Below are 14,286 nucleotides of genomic sequence, written 5' to 3' on the forward strand. Positions count from 1 at the left end.
TCTATCGATTAAATAAAGAAAAATCATCACTTTCTTCATTTGTAAATAACTGCTGAAATAATTTCGCAAATACCATTCCATATACAGTTCCATTTCCCCCATACGGCAGTGCGTAATATAAATTATGTATGTTTTTATCTTCTTTTAAAATAGGAAGACCGTCATGACTGCCACCAAATGCTGCTGCCCAATAGTACTCTGCCTGTATATTTTTATACTGCGGGAACATTTCTTTTACAATGTTAATAAGGAGATTACGCTTATGCAATAATTTCGTATCGCCGATTTTTTGAATTTTCAGCGCCTCATCTAATCCGCCTACAATAATGCGATTTTGATACGTTCGACAATACAAATACGGACGTGCTGTTTCCCAAATTAATGATTGCTCATGCCAGCCTTCAAAATGATCTATCTTATTTGTCACAATGGCATAAGACGTTTCTACTGTTGTATTTTTTTCTTTCTTTCCAAAAATTGCTTCATAACCTGTCGCCATAATAATATTCTTTGCTACGATTTTATTTCCTGTATTCGTGTAACAAATTAAATCATTTTGGATTTGTTTAATATGTAATGCCTCTGTATGTTCATATATAGTAGTGCCCATTTGTTTCGCTTTATGCAAAAGACTATGCGCTAATAAATACGGATTCACTTCTGCATCACCGCTTGTATATAACGCTGCTTGTTTTGCAAATGAATAACGTTTCTTAATATCAGACTCTGTAAAATATTCAACCGGAAATCCATAATGACGTAACGTATTATATTCTTCTTGTAAAAATGAAATATCCTCATCTCTACTTGCATAATACAAACTATTTCGCGGAATAAAATGGGGATCAATATCGAGAGTTGGCACAACCTTCTCCATTGTTTGCAGCGCTTCATAACAAAGTCTATATGCTCGTACCCCTTTCTCTTCACCAAATGTATGAATAAGAGAGGTCAATGATTTATCATGAACAAATTGTAATAATCCTGTATTTGCAGCTGTGCTACCACATGCAATTGCTCTTTTTTCAATGAGCATAACACGCATTCCAATTTTAGCTAATGAATACGCTATATGAGCACCTGCTTCTCCACTTCCAATTACTAGCACATCACATATCATATCATTTCCTAACGTTGGATAACAAGGTACAGAAACTCCAGCACTCCAAAACAATTTACCAGTCATAAGCTTCATAATTATACTCCTACAATGTATTTTTCTCCTTCCTATGTTTCGTCATTTCCCATAAAAAAATCCAACTAACATACGCTAGTTGGATTTCTTCTCTTTAATTAGAACGCTCTTCAAGCCAATTCCCAACCGTCGGATATGTTTGCTTTACAGCCGTTCCACCATACACGATAGACATATGTCCTGTCGGCAAACATACATACTCTTTATCTGTGCTAGAAATATGATCAAGTAAAGCTTCTACTTGACATGGCAGAGCAATGTGATCACGTTTCGCAGAAATATTTAGGACATTCGCCTTAATATTTGCAAGGTCTACCTTTTGTCCGCGAATAACGAGTTCACCCTTCACTAATTTATTATTTTGATAAAAATCACGAATCCATTGTCTATAAGATTCACCTGGGAACGGAATACCATCGCCTACCCACTTTTGAACTAATTTCCAACTTTCGACGAAGCGCTCATTTTCTGAACGATCGACTAAAGCAACATATGGGCCGACAAAGTTTGTAATTGGTTTTAACATCTTATTTCCGAAATCAATCATTTCTGGCGGAATATTTCCGAATGTATCCACCGCTTTATCTAAATTGAAATATTTCTCATCTAATAAAGGACCGTATAATCCTGTTTCAGAGAAATCAAAAGGACTTGTCATAAAAATCAAGTTACGAATTGGCATGTCCGGATGAAGCGCTGCATAAATAGATGTTAACGTTCCACCCATGCAATAACCAAGTAAAGAAATCTCGTCCGATTTTGCAGTTCTCATTACCTTTTTCACTGCTTTTGCAATATAATCGAACACGAAATCATCAAATTTCAAATGACTATCTTCTAAACCAAATGTGCCCCAATCAAGCATATACACATCAAAACCACGATCTACTAAATATTCCACTAAACTATTACCTGGAGTTAAATCCATAATATACGGTTTATTAATAAGAGCGTATATTAATAAGATTGGAACTCTCTGTGTTTTTTCTTGTTTTGGAATGTAACGATAAAGCTTCGTTTTATTCTTCGTCCAAATAACCTCTTTCGGCGTTAAACCAACTTGTGGTTCTGGTTCGCGTAATAAAACTTCGCTCGCTCTTTTCACACGGCGATATGCTTTACGATATTCTTCTGGGTACAACTCCAATTGCTTTTCCCATTCCGTTACGAATGTAGTCATTTTTTCTATCTCCTTTTCGGTCAATTTCTTTCTAAAAAAAGAAGTGCATTCCTGCTATGGATATGCACTTTTTTCTTACTTCATTACATGTATAATCCGCCGTTAATGTTTAATTGCTGACCTGTGATATACGCACCGTCACGGCATAGATATACTACACCTCTTGCAATTTCATCAGCTTGACCAAAACGTTTTTTCGGGATTTTCGCAACGATTTTTTGACGCACTTCTTCTGGTACTTCTGCTACCATTTCAGTATCAATAAATCCTGGGCAAATTGCGTTTACAGTTACATTTGTTCTTGCAAGTTCTAACGCTAATGATTTTGTAAATCCTAACATACCTGCTTTTGCTGCTGAGTAGTTTGTTTGTCCAAATCCACCAGCTTGGCCAATAATAGACGAAATACTAATGATTCTACCTTCTTCTGCTTCCGATATGTATGGAAGTACAGCGCTTGTTGTATTAAATACACTGCTTAAGTTCACGTCAATTACGCGCTCCCAATCTTCACGATTTAACTTTTTGAATGTACGATCTCTTGTAATACCAGCATTATTAACAAGGATATCAACTTTACCAAAATGATTCACAGCTTCTTCTACAAGTCTGTTTGCATCTTCTACTTTAGAAACATCCGCTTGAACTGCATAAACATCATGTCCTTCTTTTCCTAATTCATTTACTAAGTTTTCAGCTGCTTCTTTACTGCTGTTATAGTTAATAACTACTTTTGCTCCCTCTTGTGCTAATGCTACTGTAATTGCTTTTCCAATTCCTTTTGCCCCACCTGTTACGATTGCTACTTTGCCATTTAATTGAACCATTTCTTTTCCCCCTTAAATGAATTTGTGAACGATTGTTATGAATCATTTTGGTACTCATACTAATTGAGTCCATATATTAATTATGTTTCGTTGTTTATATATGAAAAGAGATTCTCCCTCTCTCTTTTACACGTTATAAACAAACGCGATTATCATTTTTTATTTTCTGGCTTATTTACAGGCTTTACTTCTTCTTTTACAGGTACTTGTAGTTTAGCTAGTACTGCATTTTGCTTTTCTAGCAATTCTAAAATTTGATCAACTTTCGTTTCTAATGTGCGCATATCTTGTTTTACTTTCGTAACATCACGCTTTAATGTAGGAGCTTGTCCTAATGAATCCACTTTCTCTTCTAGAATTTCCTCGATGTTATCAACTTTATTTTCTAAGTTAATAACAAGCGTAGCTACTCTAGCGATATCCTCTCTCGTCGGCACATTCACCTGTTCTAAATAATTTTTTGTCGTATCATTTAATGCTTTCTGATAAAACAAATTCAAATCTAGAACGCTGCCCATCCAAGCAGAATATTCTTCTGTTTTAATTGTTTCATTGAGCGCTTTTCCCCAAAATGTTTCGGTTTGTTCATAAGCATTTTTCCATGCTTGCAATGGATCGAATTTTTGATCAATCACTTCGACTACACTCCCTTTTTCGTTTTTGAAACAATTCAACCTATTCACTATTTTCTAATATTCCGAATAGAAATTCAAGTATATATTTTATTTTTCTTTATTTTCCAACAAATGTATTGACATTAAAAACAGATAGGTGTAAATTGCACTTATAAGCAAAAAATTCCATCTAACTGATTCATGAGGTGATGCACAATCATGCTACATAATGAACCAGAACACCCAGAAAGTTTGGAAAAAAACCAAGCGAAACAACCAAACTCCATGCCAAAAAACTTCTTAGTTCCTTTCTTACTTCTCTGTCTAAAAGACTGGAGTCTTCATGGTTACAAACTTATTCAAATGCTAATGGACATCGGCTTTTCTTCTGTTGACCAAGGTAATGTGTATAGGACACTACGCAAATTAGAAAAAGAAAATCTTATTTCTTCTACTTGGGATACAAGCGAAGGCGGGCCAGCGAAACGAATTTATTCTTTAACAGAATATGGAGAGCAATATTTAACAACATGTGCGACTTCTTTTGAACATTATCAAAATATGTTGCGGACGTTTTTCACGTTATACACCAATGCATTCTTTCCATTTTCTACTTCTCCAGAAAAGGATGAAAAGGATTCTTCATCTTCACCTGGTGGTACAGCAGAGTAATCTGCGTTCATAATATGCAAAAAAACATTTGGAGGTCACACAATGGAAACTAAGCCATACGAATTAGTCGATGCATTTTGGAAAAACTGGTCTCAATCTCTTTCCCTCTTCTCTTCAGCTGGGAAGCAATTAGAGCAACTTACTTTAGAAACGTTAAAACAACAACAAGACGCTTTGCATAAATTAACATCAGGAGTAGATGAACTAGAAAAAGAACTACATCAATTCACTGCTCAGTTCAATAACCAATATACAGACTATGTGAAGCAATTAACTGGAAACTCCTTAAATGATCAAATTAACGAGTGGCAAGAAAAGTGGAATGAGCTTTCTAATCAAATGCACCAACTTACTGTTTCGCCTACGAAAACATCTTTGTCTATTCTTACTCAAACTAGCGGCCAATTTGAAGAAACAACAAAACACTTTATCGAACAACAACAGTCGCAGCGTGTAGAGGTTCAAAAACAGTTAGACGTTTTTTTGGGAGAGTTCAAGTCCAAACAACTAGAACTCGCAAAGCAGTTCGAGGAAAACTCAAAAAATCTATTTACTTCCATCAAGTAAGAAAAATGTGGCAACTAACTGCAGCACAAACAAAACTCTTTCTTCCTCCTACTACATCAAGATGGCTTACATTTTTCGATATGGAAAAGAAGGAGGACAAAATGAATCCATTTCAAGAAGCACAAACTGTTCCAGAGCTTCGTTACGATGAGATTCAAGTCGGTGATCAAGCATCACTTACAAAAAAAATTACGGATGAGGACGTTATCAATTTTGCAAAATTGACTGGAGATGTAAATCCTATTCACATTTTAGACTCTTTTGCAAAAACGACAATGTTCAAAGAACGTATTGCCCATGGCATGCTCGTTTCAAGTTTTATCTCTACCATTCTTGGAACGAAACTCCCTGGCAAAAATACGATTTATTTATCACAAAACGTTTCATTCCGTGCTCCTGTCAAAATCGGTGATACACTTCGCGTTGTGGCAGAAGTTATTAAAAAGCGGGACGATAAAAAAATCATCACATTGCAAACAAACATATATAATCAATCTGATGATATTGTCGTAGAAGGTACAGCGACAATACTGAAAAAAGAGTAGCAAATTTGCTACTCTTTTTTCTATCCAAGAACTTCTAATCACACCGTTTACTTCCGGGTATGAGTACGTCGTTTACACATAAAATAACATTACCAGATAGCACTTAGCTAAACTGGATTACTCTTTAAGGATGTGTATCAACATGGTGAAAACAAACAAATTACTAGTTCCGGGTGCAGAGCAAGCACTTGAACAATTCAAATATGAAATCGCACAAGAATTCGGTGTAAGCTTAGGATCTAATACAGCTTCTCGTTCTAACGGATCAGTTGGCGGTGAAGTAACGAAACGTCTTGTTGCTTTAGCTCAACAACAATTACGCGGATAACTATATAACCTATGGCTTAGAGGCAGATATTCTCTGCCTCTTTCTCTTTTAACATACATAATAGTGCTTCTCCACATACTAGTAAGAGCAAATCGAAAGGAACGATATGTGAAATGAAACGGATTAACATTAGCATGAGTCCTCCCCGTGTTCTTACTGTATCTTTTATTACGCTATCGATTATCGGTACATGCCTATTGAAATTGCCAATTGCTACAACAACGTCTATTTCATGGCTCGATGCCTTATTTACAACGGTTTCTGCTTGTACGGTTACAGGGCTTGGTGTTGTGGACACTGGTAAAGTATTTACCCTATTTGGCCAATGTGTCATTTTAACACTTATACAAGTTGGCGGGCTTGGCATTATGAGCTTTGCTGTTTTAATCGCAATTATGCTCGGCAGAAAAATCGGCCTTCAAAACCGGATTTTATTACAACAAGCATTAAACCAAACAAATGTCGGCGGAATAATTCGTCTTGCAAAAGCATTATTTTTATTTTCTTTTACTGTAGAATGTATCGCTACTTTATTTCTCTCCTTTGAATGGGTACCCAAATACGGGGTTGCCAAAGGGATATATTACAGCTTTTTTCATTCTATCTCAGCCTTTAACAATGCTGGATTTTCTGTGTGGAGCGATAATTTAATGTCGCACTCCCATAGTATTCTCGTCAATCTCGTTATTTCTTCCCTCATTATTTTAGGTGGGATTGGTTTTACGGTTATCGTAGATATAAAAAGAAAGAAAAACTTTAAAAACCTTACTTTACACTCAAAGCTTATGCTCTCTTCTACTCTTATCGTCAATATTATTGCTACAGTTTTTATTTTCACATTCGAGTTTCATAATTCAATTTCCATGAGAGGTTTTACACCATTTGAGGAAGGTATGGCTGCTTATTTTCAAGCGGTTTCAACGCGTACTGCCGGGTTTAATACTGTTGATATCTCTGCATTATCAAAACCTTCTCTTTTATTAATGATGCTTCTTATGTTTATTGGTGCTGGCAGTGCTTCTACTGGTGGCGGGATTAAGTTAACAACTTTTTTAATTATGTTTTTCGGCGTATTTAAATTTTTGCAAGAACAAGATGATATTGTCGTGTTTAAAAAATCCATTAAAGATGCGCTCATTGTCAAATCATTAACGATTACTATTATTTCAATTTCGTTTATTTTTCTTTCTATTTTAATTTTAAGCATCACTGAGAAAGTTTCTTTATTAATGAGTGCTTTTGAAGTATTTTCAGCATTTGGAACTGTCGGCCTTAGCATGAATTTGACGCCACACTTAACAATCATCGGCAAAACAATTATTATCTTTATGATGTTTTTTGGAAAGATGGGGCCTTTAACATTAGCCTTTTCATTTGCACGTAAAAAACAAAGAAAAATAAAATATCCCAACGAAGATATTTTAACAGGTTGACAACCGTATAATTTATCCATATAATGAGAATACAATAGCATATCTCCAAAGGGGAGTAGCGTCCAAGAACTATTTCTTGGAAACAAAGTCGTCATTACGTAGAACTTAGTTCTTCCGGCTTTGTTGGCATTTTCATTACATATGTCTAGCAAGACCTTTGCCTATCAACGGCAGAGGTCTTTTTTGTTTTCAAATTCCTTCCACCGTTGATACGCAGGAGTATGGGGAAACTAAACAGTGGGGAACTTCTTCACTTGTTTAGTCTTTATAGAAATGAGAGGAGAATGTACATGGATGTATCATTATTATTGGAGTATGGTTGGGTATTACTCATCCTAATTGCACTAGAGGGGATTTTAGCAGCTGATAACGCTCTCGTTCTCGCAATTATGGTAAAACATTTACCAGAAGAAAAACGAAAGAAAGCACTATTTTATGGATTAGCAGGAGCGTTCGTTTTCCGCTTCGGATCACTATTTATGATTTCGTTCCTAGTCGATGTATGGCAAGTGCAAGCAATTGGTGCGATTTATCTTATGTTTATCGCGGGGAATCACTTATTTAAAACGTATGTTAAAAAGAATACACATGAAGAAACAGAAGAAAAAGAAGCAAAGAAAAAACAAGAGAACTTTTGGTGGACTGTATTTAAAGTCGAAGTTGCTGATATCGCCTTCGCTGTTGATTCAATTTTAGCTGCTGTTGCATTAGCAGTGACTTTACCGAAAACAGGATTAGGTACGATTGGTAGTCTTGATACAGGTCAATTTATCGTTATCTTTACAGGTGGACTTATCGGATTAGTTATAATGCGATTTGCAGCAACTGCTTTCGTACAAATATTAAAACGTAAACCAGGACTTGAAACTGCAGCATTTTTAATTGTAGGTTGGGTTGGTGTGAAATTAACAGTTTATACGCTAGCACACCCTGCTTTAAATGTCCTTCCACATTCATTCCCAGAATCTACTCCGTGGAAGCTTACATTCTGGATTGTATTAATTGGAATCGCAGTTTGCGGTTGGTTCTTCTCGAAAGAAGTAGAAGTAAAAGTAGAAAAGAATTTAGACGAAAAAGCGCTGTAATTACAGCGCTTTTTCTTTTTCCCTCGTTCCAATCCCCTCTCTATTTTTAAAAAAATTCCATTATACTACCTTTTGTAAGCGCTTCCCCTCTGGATGTATGTCCTTTTTGTGAAACATTGCACAAACTTATTGAAACTATGAACAAATCCATGTACTTTATTTATATAAGGAGTATTTATAGACGATGTACTAAAGGAGCGTATTACTCATGCTAGAACAAGGATTAGATTACGTTGTAAAACTGGCTAAGAGCAAAAAGCAAATGCTAGATATAAATCCAATGCAATATTTCATTCGTGCTGCACTTGCTGGCATTTATATTGGATTTATTATTGTACTATGTTTCAAGTTAGGTAATTTCTTTCATATTGCAGATTCACCAGCAACATATTTAGCTTCCTCCATGTTTTTCGGAATTGCTCTGGTACTTATTATATATGGCGGCGCTGAATTATTTACTGGCAATACAATGTACTTCACAGTGGCAACTTTGAGAAAAGAAACAACTATTTCTGATACACTTCGCAACTGGATTGCTTGTTATGCAGGTAACTTAGCTGGCGCTTTATTCTTTGCCTTACTATTTTACGCAACTGGAATTTTCGAAGCAATTGATCACGGTCATTTAATGAATAAAGTTGTTGAAGGAAAGATGAATACACCTACTATGCAATTATTCTTTAAAGCAATTTTATGTAACTGGCTCGTATGTCTTGCTTGCTTCTTACCTTCTCAAGTAAAAGGTGACACAGCAAAAATAATGATGATGATGATGCTCGTTTTCACATTCTTCTTATCTGGTTACGAGCATAGCATTGCAAACTTATCATTGTTTGCCTTATCTTTAGTTTCACCACATCCTGATACAATTACTTTCGCTGGAGCTATTCATAACTTAATTCCAGTTACAATAGGTAACATTATTGGCGGATCGGTATTCGTCGGTATGGTATATCATTACTTAACAAAGAAAGCACCTGATGTTAAACAAGAGAAAACTGAATTAGTAGCAGCTCAAACAGAGGAAATTATTCCTTTACAAGCACATATGAAACATTAAAACCTCCAAAGTTTTACTTTGGAGGTTTTAGCTCCCTACATATTTCAAGGCAGATTCTGCTGTAGTTGCCAAAACATATCCGTACGTGCAACTTCTTTGATCATCCATATATACATTCATGTTCTATCTCCTCTTTATTTTGCACATGTGACCAACACATAACATATTGCCCCAAGGCTAATAAAAGGTCCAAACGGAATTGGAGTTTTTATTTTTATACGTTTTAACGCTATACCTATTCCGAAAAAACAAAGGCTAAAGCAAGATGCTAAAAATAAAGTTATAAAAATACCTTTCACTCCTATTATAAATCCGAGTAATGAAAGTAATTTTACATCACCTCCGCCAAGACCATCTGGGTAAATCCTTTGCATGCAATATAATAAAATGAATATAGTTCCACTACCAGCTATACTATCTATCCAAGTAACTAACGGTACAAAAATACATTCTAAAATAAGCAAAAGCCCAAACCAAATTAAAATACGATTAGGTATTAGCATATATACTAAATCTGTAACTGAAATAATAAGAAGTAAAGAAAAGAGCGATAAAATGATGATGAGCTCTCGTTCTATTCCAATTACATATACAGTAAGAAAAAATAAACTCCCTGTAACAAATTCAAATACTATGTACAAACTTGAGATTTTTCTTTTACAACTTGTACAACGCCCTTTTTGTATACAAAATGAAATGATTGGAATCAGTTCTTTCGGCTGTAACGTATACTTGCAGTAGTGACAATACGAACGCGGTGTAATAATAGATTCACCTACTGGAACCCTCATTGCGATTACCATAAAAAAAGAACCAAACACCATACCCACTAACAATGCATATAAATAAGTGAACATCCCTTCCTCTCCTTTCCAAAAGAACATAACAAAAAAAGGAGAGAACTTCTACTTCATATTATCTTTATTCTATTAAAAAAGCAGGCCGTTTTCCGGCCTGCTTTCCCCTATTTTATACGATGAAATATACTGCTTTTAATGGTCCATGTACTCCGACCACAAGATTCATTTCAATATCCGCTGAGTTACTTGGTCCTGTAATAAAGTTAATACAAGATGCGACTGCTTCACCTTTTTCCACACGAGAGTTCATATGTTGAACTGCTTGTGTAATACGAGGTACAAGTGTTTCACGTGGAATAATAGCAAAATATACAGTCGGTAAAAAGTGTAAAGAACGCCCTTGTCCTTTATGACTTTGTACAACAATCGTACCCGATTCCGCTAAAGTATAATCACTAAATGCGATTCCAATATTCGCTTTTTCCGCTATACGCATATTCTCTTCTTTTTTCTCAGGATCCCATATATTTACTTCAACATTTTGCTTTGGAAGCTCTTCTTTAAATAAAGAAGTCAATCCATAGGAATCAAAACGCTCATCTGCTGATAATATAATAGGTCCTCCGCCGTTTTCAACGATTACTTTTTGAATATCTTCACGTAAACAGTCGTTTGTCGTTTCCACAACAGTTGTATGAATGTTTGTACATTGATTTTTAAATACTTCTAACAGTTCTTCTTGTGAATAATCTTTTAACGTTTCTTCATTCACATTACTTTTCCATGCTGGACGTTCTACGCCTTCCGTTTTACGCGCGCGCCCAAGTTCTTTTGCGATATTATCTAGAAAGGACTCACGGTTTTGAATTAATCCTGTCATTATTTGTCCCCGCCTTTCTTATGATCTTTATACCAATCACGGAATCGTTCTTTACTTGGAGCCGGGAATTCACGAATATCCGTCCAGTTTTTAAGTGGTCCAACACCTTTTGATACACGGTTACCAGATGTAAATGGACTCATTGCTGCCGGTGCTATTTTTGATCCCATTTTATATAAAGCTGCTGAAGATGCGCCCATACTAAACATTTTCATTGCTAATTTCTCTGCAAGTGGGGCACGTCCTTCTTGCTCAACGATAACTTGACGATGTTTTAATAATAAATCATGTAACGGAATCTTTACTGGACAAGCTTCTGTACATGCTCCGCATAAACTAGATGCATAAGGAAGCTCTTTGTAATCGTCATACCCACCTAAAAGTGGTGTTAACACTGCACCAATTGGTCCTGAATAAATAGAACCATATGAATGTCCACCAACGTGACGATACACAGGACATACATTTACACAAGCAGCACAACGAATACATTGCAATATTGAACGGAATTCCGATCCAAGAATTTGAGAGCGTCCATTATCAACAACGACTAAATGAAACTCTTCTGGTCCATCTACCTCTTCCTCTTGAATTGGTCCTGCTACTGTTACATAACTTGTTAGCTTTTGACCTACTGCACTACGACATAGTAAACCAACTAAAACATCTAATTCTTCCATTGTCGGAACCATACGTTCCATACCCATTACTGCAATTTGTGTTTTCGGAATCGACATAACAAGATCGGCATTACCTTCGTTCGTTACTAAACAAAGAGAGCCCGTATTTGCAACAGCGAAGTTACAACCTGTCACACCAATTTCTGCATCCATAAATTTCTCACGAAGTTGTTTACGAACAAACTTTGTCATTTCGTATGGATCATCAGAATTTTCATATCCAAGTTTTTCTTTAAATACATCACGAATTTGCGTTCTGTTTTTATGAAGCGCAGGTGCAATAATATGTGATGGTGGATCGTTATCTACTTGTAAGATATACTCTCCTAAGTCACTCTCTAACACTTCACAACCAATCTCTTCAAGGGCATGATTCATACTAATTTCTTCAGTTACCATTGATTTTGATTTTACAACTTTCTTCGCTTGTTTCTTTTTTGCAACGTCTTGAATGTACTTTGCTGCATCCTCTTTCGTTTTCGCAAAGTAAACGTGACCGCCTCTTTTTGATACATTTTCACTTAACTGCATTAAGTAATAATCAAGATTTTCTAACGTATGTTGACGAATTTGTTCACCTAGTTCACGCCACTCTTCCCAGTTCCCTAACTCTTCAGCTGCTTTCAATCGATTTGTATATAAACGCGTTTGTGCAGAAGATACTGCGCCACGCATAAACGAATCTTGAATTCCATCGCCAACGCGATCATTAAATTTTTTCTCACTGATTTTCATAGACATAGCTTATGTTCCCCCTTCATGAGCGACTATTCAAGACCTCAGCAATATGCATTACTTTTACTTCTTTTCCTAAACGCTCAATACGTCCGCCAATGTTTAACAAACACCCACAATCTGCACCAATTAAATAATCAGCACCTGTTTCCATTACACTATCTACTTTTTCATCTACCATTTGCTCAGAAATTGGAGTCATCTTAACTGAAAACGTTCCCCCAAACCCACAACAATTTTGCACGTTTGGCAGTTCTCTCACAATTAATCCTTTTACGTTTGATAATAAAATTCCTGGTGCCTCTTTTACTCCAAGCAGGCGTGTCATATGACAAGATTTATGAATAGTAGCTATCCCTGGTAAACTTGCACCAACATCTGTAACTTTTAAAACATCTACAATAAATTGTGTGAATTCATATGTTTTATCAGCAACCTTTTGTGCACGTTTAGCCCACTTCGGATCATCTTTAAAAACATGCGGATACTCATGAAACATTGTCGCACAAGAGCCAGATGGCGTAACGATATATTCTGCATCTTCGAAAGTTTCAATCATATGTTTCATCGCTTCTTTTGCTGCTTCTACATGGCCGCTATTATATGCAGGCTGACCACAACAAACTTGTGCTTCTGGAAATTCAATTTCACAACCTAAACGCTCCAATACTTCAACTGTTGCTTTGCCGACGTTTGTTTCAAACATATCGACTATACAAGTAACAAATAAAGTAACTTTCATAACTATAATTCCCCCTCATTACAACTTCGCCAACAATCATATGGTCATCAGATGACTAAGATTAGAAGAAGTAGGCTCAACCATAGCCTATCCTCTCCCTCTTCTAAAGAAAACGTTTACTTAATCTCTCTCTATTTTATCAGAAAATTAGAATTTTAAAAGATTAAATTACGAATTTATGTCACTTTTACCTGTGACAATATGTTCTACATTTGTTAAATGATTTAGCATTGCTTGCTGCGCTAATTCCACATCTTGCTTTAACACCGCATTATATATAGATTGATGCTCTTCTAAAAGTCGTTCTGATGTTGTTTGTTCACCATATAAAATAATGCGTCTTGATTCACCAATCGTTTCGGCAATCATCTCTGAAACATGATTCATGAGCTCAAGTAAGATGTTATTATGCGAAGATTCTGCAATTCCCATATGAAAATGAAAGTCTGCTTTTTCGCCAGCCTTCTCATCTCCAATGCTCTTTGCCATTTCATCTAACCAATACTTCATATTTTGCAAATTAGCTTCCGTACGTTTTGCCGCTGCCGCTCGAACTGCCCCCACTTCGAGCACCTTACGTACTTCTAATAAATTCAAAATATCCTCTTTCTTCATTAATAACTTGTTATTTAGTGATTTTGTTAATGAAGAAGGATCGAAATTCCTTACATATGTACCTTCTCCTTGTTTCATTTCAATTAAGCCCATTGCTCTTAGCGCACTTAGCGCTTCACGAACAGCAGATCTGCCAACTTGAAACTGCTCAGCTAATTGATGAACAGGAAGTAGTTTGTCACCAGGTTTTAACGTACCATTTTTAATCATTGTTAAAATAGCTTCAGATACTTCTTCGTAAATTTTTTTCGGTTTAATAGATTTGTACTCCAGTTAAATCACCTCAGTATCTTCCAAACAACAATTGTAACGTTTTATAAGAACTTAG

Annotated in this window: 16 protein-coding genes, 1 pseudogene and 1 riboswitch; of the genes and pseudogenes, 7 read left to right on the top strand and 10 right to left on the bottom strand. The window is 35.8% G+C overall.

The features are described from left to right. Window position 1: 1 nt before the first annotated feature. The 4 genes from MKX77_RS17545 to phaR form a co-directional block, all read right to left on the bottom strand. Window positions 2–1,195 carry an NAD(P)/FAD-dependent oxidoreductase gene (locus MKX77_RS17545; protein ID WP_341307339.1) on the bottom strand — a complete coding sequence of 398 codons (1,194 nt, stop codon included), beginning with the start codon at window positions 1,193–1,195 and terminating at the stop codon, window positions 2–4. 94 nt (window positions 1,196–1,289) lie between these two features. Then, window positions 1,290–2,375, bottom strand: coding sequence for a class III poly(R)-hydroxyalkanoic acid synthase subunit PhaC (gene phaC, locus MKX77_RS17550; RefSeq protein WP_002011573.1), 1,086 nt, complete (start codon window positions 2,373–2,375; stop codon window positions 1,290–1,292). Window positions 2,376–2,458: 83 nt separating this feature from the next. Then, on the bottom strand, window positions 2,459–3,202 hold the full coding sequence (locus MKX77_RS17555; protein WP_215555652.1) for an acetoacetyl-CoA reductase: 744 nt from the start codon (window positions 3,200–3,202) through the stop codon (window positions 2,459–2,461). A 152-nt stretch (window positions 3,203–3,354) separates the two neighbouring features. Next, window positions 3,355–3,837, bottom strand: coding sequence for a polyhydroxyalkanoic acid synthase subunit PhaR (gene phaR, locus MKX77_RS17560; RefSeq protein ID WP_000566956.1), 483 nt, complete (start codon window positions 3,835–3,837; stop codon window positions 3,355–3,357). 198 nt (window positions 3,838–4,035) lie between these two features. Here phaR and phaQ point away from each other — a divergent pair, with 198 nt between their 5' ends. The 7 genes from phaQ to MKX77_RS17595 all read left to right on the top strand — a co-directional run bounded on the left by phaQ (window position 4,036) and on the right by MKX77_RS17595 (window position 9,506). Next, window positions 4,036–4,488: a poly-beta-hydroxybutyrate-responsive repressor gene (gene phaQ, locus MKX77_RS17565; protein WP_000903018.1), complete on the top strand. Its 453-nt coding sequence runs from the start codon at window positions 4,036–4,038 to the stop codon at window positions 4,486–4,488. A gap of 42 nt (window positions 4,489–4,530) precedes the next feature. After that, window positions 4,531–5,055 (top strand): polyhydroxyalkanoic acid inclusion protein PhaP, encoded by a 525-nt coding sequence (gene phaP / locus MKX77_RS17570; protein ID WP_215555651.1) that lies wholly within the window; start codon window positions 4,531–4,533, stop codon window positions 5,053–5,055. Between the two features lie 101 nt (window positions 5,056–5,156). Beyond that, window positions 5,157–5,600 carry a MaoC family dehydratase gene (locus MKX77_RS17575; protein WP_001067911.1) on the top strand — a complete coding sequence of 148 codons (444 nt, stop codon included), beginning with the start codon at window positions 5,157–5,159 and terminating at the stop codon, window positions 5,598–5,600. A gap of 142 nt (window positions 5,601–5,742) precedes the next feature. Beyond that, window positions 5,743–5,928, top strand: a complete 186-nt coding sequence (locus MKX77_RS17580) for an alpha/beta-type small acid-soluble spore protein (protein WP_000241212.1) — start codon at window positions 5,743–5,745, stop codon at window positions 5,926–5,928. Window positions 5,929–6,041: 113 nt separating this feature from the next. After that, window positions 6,042–7,361, top strand: coding sequence for a TrkH family potassium uptake protein (locus MKX77_RS17585; protein ID WP_215555650.1), 1,320 nt, complete (start codon window positions 6,042–6,044; stop codon window positions 7,359–7,361). A gap of 38 nt (window positions 7,362–7,399) precedes the next feature. Continuing rightward, window positions 7,400–7,572: riboswitch (yybP-ykoY riboswitch) on the top strand. A gap of 79 nt (window positions 7,573–7,651) precedes the next feature. Beyond that, window positions 7,652–8,446, top strand: coding sequence for a TerC family protein (locus MKX77_RS17590; RefSeq protein ID WP_215555649.1), 795 nt, complete (start codon window positions 7,652–7,654; stop codon window positions 8,444–8,446). Between the two features lie 208 nt (window positions 8,447–8,654). After that, complete coding sequence (locus MKX77_RS17595) at window positions 8,655–9,506, top strand: formate/nitrite transporter family protein (protein ID WP_341307340.1); 852 nt, start codon at window positions 8,655–8,657, stop codon at window positions 9,504–9,506. A 36-nt stretch (window positions 9,507–9,542) separates the two neighbouring features. Here the strand turns inward: MKX77_RS17595 and MKX77_RS30695 are convergent. The 6 genes and pseudogenes from MKX77_RS30695 to MKX77_RS17620 form a co-directional block, all read right to left on the bottom strand. Further along, window positions 9,543–9,626 (bottom strand): annotated as a pseudogene (locus tag MKX77_RS30695) (cyclic-phosphate processing receiver domain-containing protein); the annotation flags it as partial. Window positions 9,627–9,640: 14 nt separating this feature from the next. Beyond that, window positions 9,641–10,363, bottom strand: a complete 723-nt coding sequence (locus MKX77_RS17600) for a prepilin peptidase (RefSeq protein ID WP_341307341.1) — start codon at window positions 10,361–10,363, stop codon at window positions 9,641–9,643. Between the two features lie 112 nt (window positions 10,364–10,475). Next, a complete protein-coding gene (locus tag MKX77_RS17605; protein WP_341307342.1) occupies window positions 10,476–11,186 on the bottom strand; it encodes a LutC/YkgG family protein in 711 nt (236 codons plus the stop codon). Beyond that, window positions 11,186–12,607 carry a LutB/LldF family L-lactate oxidation iron-sulfur protein gene (locus tag MKX77_RS17610; protein ID WP_002158757.1) on the bottom strand — a complete coding sequence of 474 codons (1,422 nt, stop codon included), beginning with the start codon at window positions 12,605–12,607 and terminating at the stop codon, window positions 11,186–11,188. Before MKX77_RS17610 ends, MKX77_RS17605 begins: the two co-directional genes overlap by 1 nt. A gap of 16 nt (window positions 12,608–12,623) precedes the next feature. Continuing rightward, a complete protein-coding gene (locus MKX77_RS17615; protein ID WP_215555645.1) occupies window positions 12,624–13,343 on the bottom strand; it encodes a (Fe-S)-binding protein in 720 nt (239 codons plus the stop codon). Between the two features lie 168 nt (window positions 13,344–13,511). Then, window positions 13,512–14,201 carry a FadR/GntR family transcriptional regulator gene (locus MKX77_RS17620; protein WP_341307977.1) on the bottom strand — a complete coding sequence of 230 codons (690 nt, stop codon included), beginning with the start codon at window positions 14,199–14,201 and terminating at the stop codon, window positions 13,512–13,514. Window positions 14,202–14,286: the final 85 nt, after the last annotated feature.

The sequence above is a fragment of the Bacillus sp. FSL R9-9410 genome (assembly GCF_038050385.1).
In the GTDB taxonomy this organism is placed as follows: domain Bacteria; phylum Bacillota; class Bacilli; order Bacillales; family Bacillaceae_G; genus Bacillus_A; species Bacillus_A cereus_U.

What these genes read in the sequence shown, in the direction of transcription:
- MKX77_RS17545 (WP_341307339.1), bottom strand. Translation starts at nt 1,195, where the DNA reads ATGAAGCTTATGACTGGTAAATTGTTTTGGAGTGCTGGAGTTTCTGTA.
- phaC (WP_002011573.1), bottom strand. Translation starts at nt 2,375, where the DNA reads ATGACTACATTCGTAACGGAATGGGAAAAGCAATTGGAGTTGTACCCA.
- MKX77_RS17555 (WP_215555652.1), bottom strand. Translation starts at nt 3,202, where the DNA reads ATGGTTCAATTAAATGGCAAAGTAGCAATCGTAACAGGTGGGGCAAAA.
- phaQ (WP_000903018.1), top strand. Translation starts at nt 4,036, where the DNA reads ATGCTACATAATGAACCAGAACACCCAGAAAGTTTGGAAAAAAACCAA.
- phaP (WP_215555651.1), top strand. Translation starts at nt 4,531, where the DNA reads ATGGAAACTAAGCCATACGAATTAGTCGATGCATTTTGGAAAAACTGG.
- MKX77_RS17575 (WP_001067911.1), top strand. Translation starts at nt 5,157, where the DNA reads ATGAATCCATTTCAAGAAGCACAAACTGTTCCAGAGCTTCGTTACGAT.
- MKX77_RS17580 (WP_000241212.1), top strand. Translation starts at nt 5,743, where the DNA reads ATGGTGAAAACAAACAAATTACTAGTTCCGGGTGCAGAGCAAGCACTT.
- MKX77_RS17585 (WP_215555650.1), top strand. Translation starts at nt 6,042, where the DNA reads ATGAAACGGATTAACATTAGCATGAGTCCTCCCCGTGTTCTTACTGTA.
- MKX77_RS17590 (WP_215555649.1), top strand. Translation starts at nt 7,652, where the DNA reads ATGGATGTATCATTATTATTGGAGTATGGTTGGGTATTACTCATCCTA.
- MKX77_RS17595 (WP_341307340.1), top strand. Translation starts at nt 8,655, where the DNA reads ATGCTAGAACAAGGATTAGATTACGTTGTAAAACTGGCTAAGAGCAAA.
- MKX77_RS17600 (WP_341307341.1), bottom strand. Translation starts at nt 10,363, where the DNA reads ATGTTCACTTATTTATATGCATTGTTAGTGGGTATGGTGTTTGGTTCT.
- MKX77_RS17605 (WP_341307342.1), bottom strand. Translation starts at nt 11,186, where the DNA reads ATGACAGGATTAATTCAAAACCGTGAGTCCTTTCTAGATAATATCGCA.
- MKX77_RS17610 (WP_002158757.1), bottom strand. Translation starts at nt 12,607, where the DNA reads ATGTCTATGAAAATCAGTGAGAAAAAATTTAATGATCGCGTTGGCGAT.
- MKX77_RS17615 (WP_215555645.1), bottom strand. Translation starts at nt 13,343, where the DNA reads ATGAAAGTTACTTTATTTGTTACTTGTATAGTCGATATGTTTGAAACA.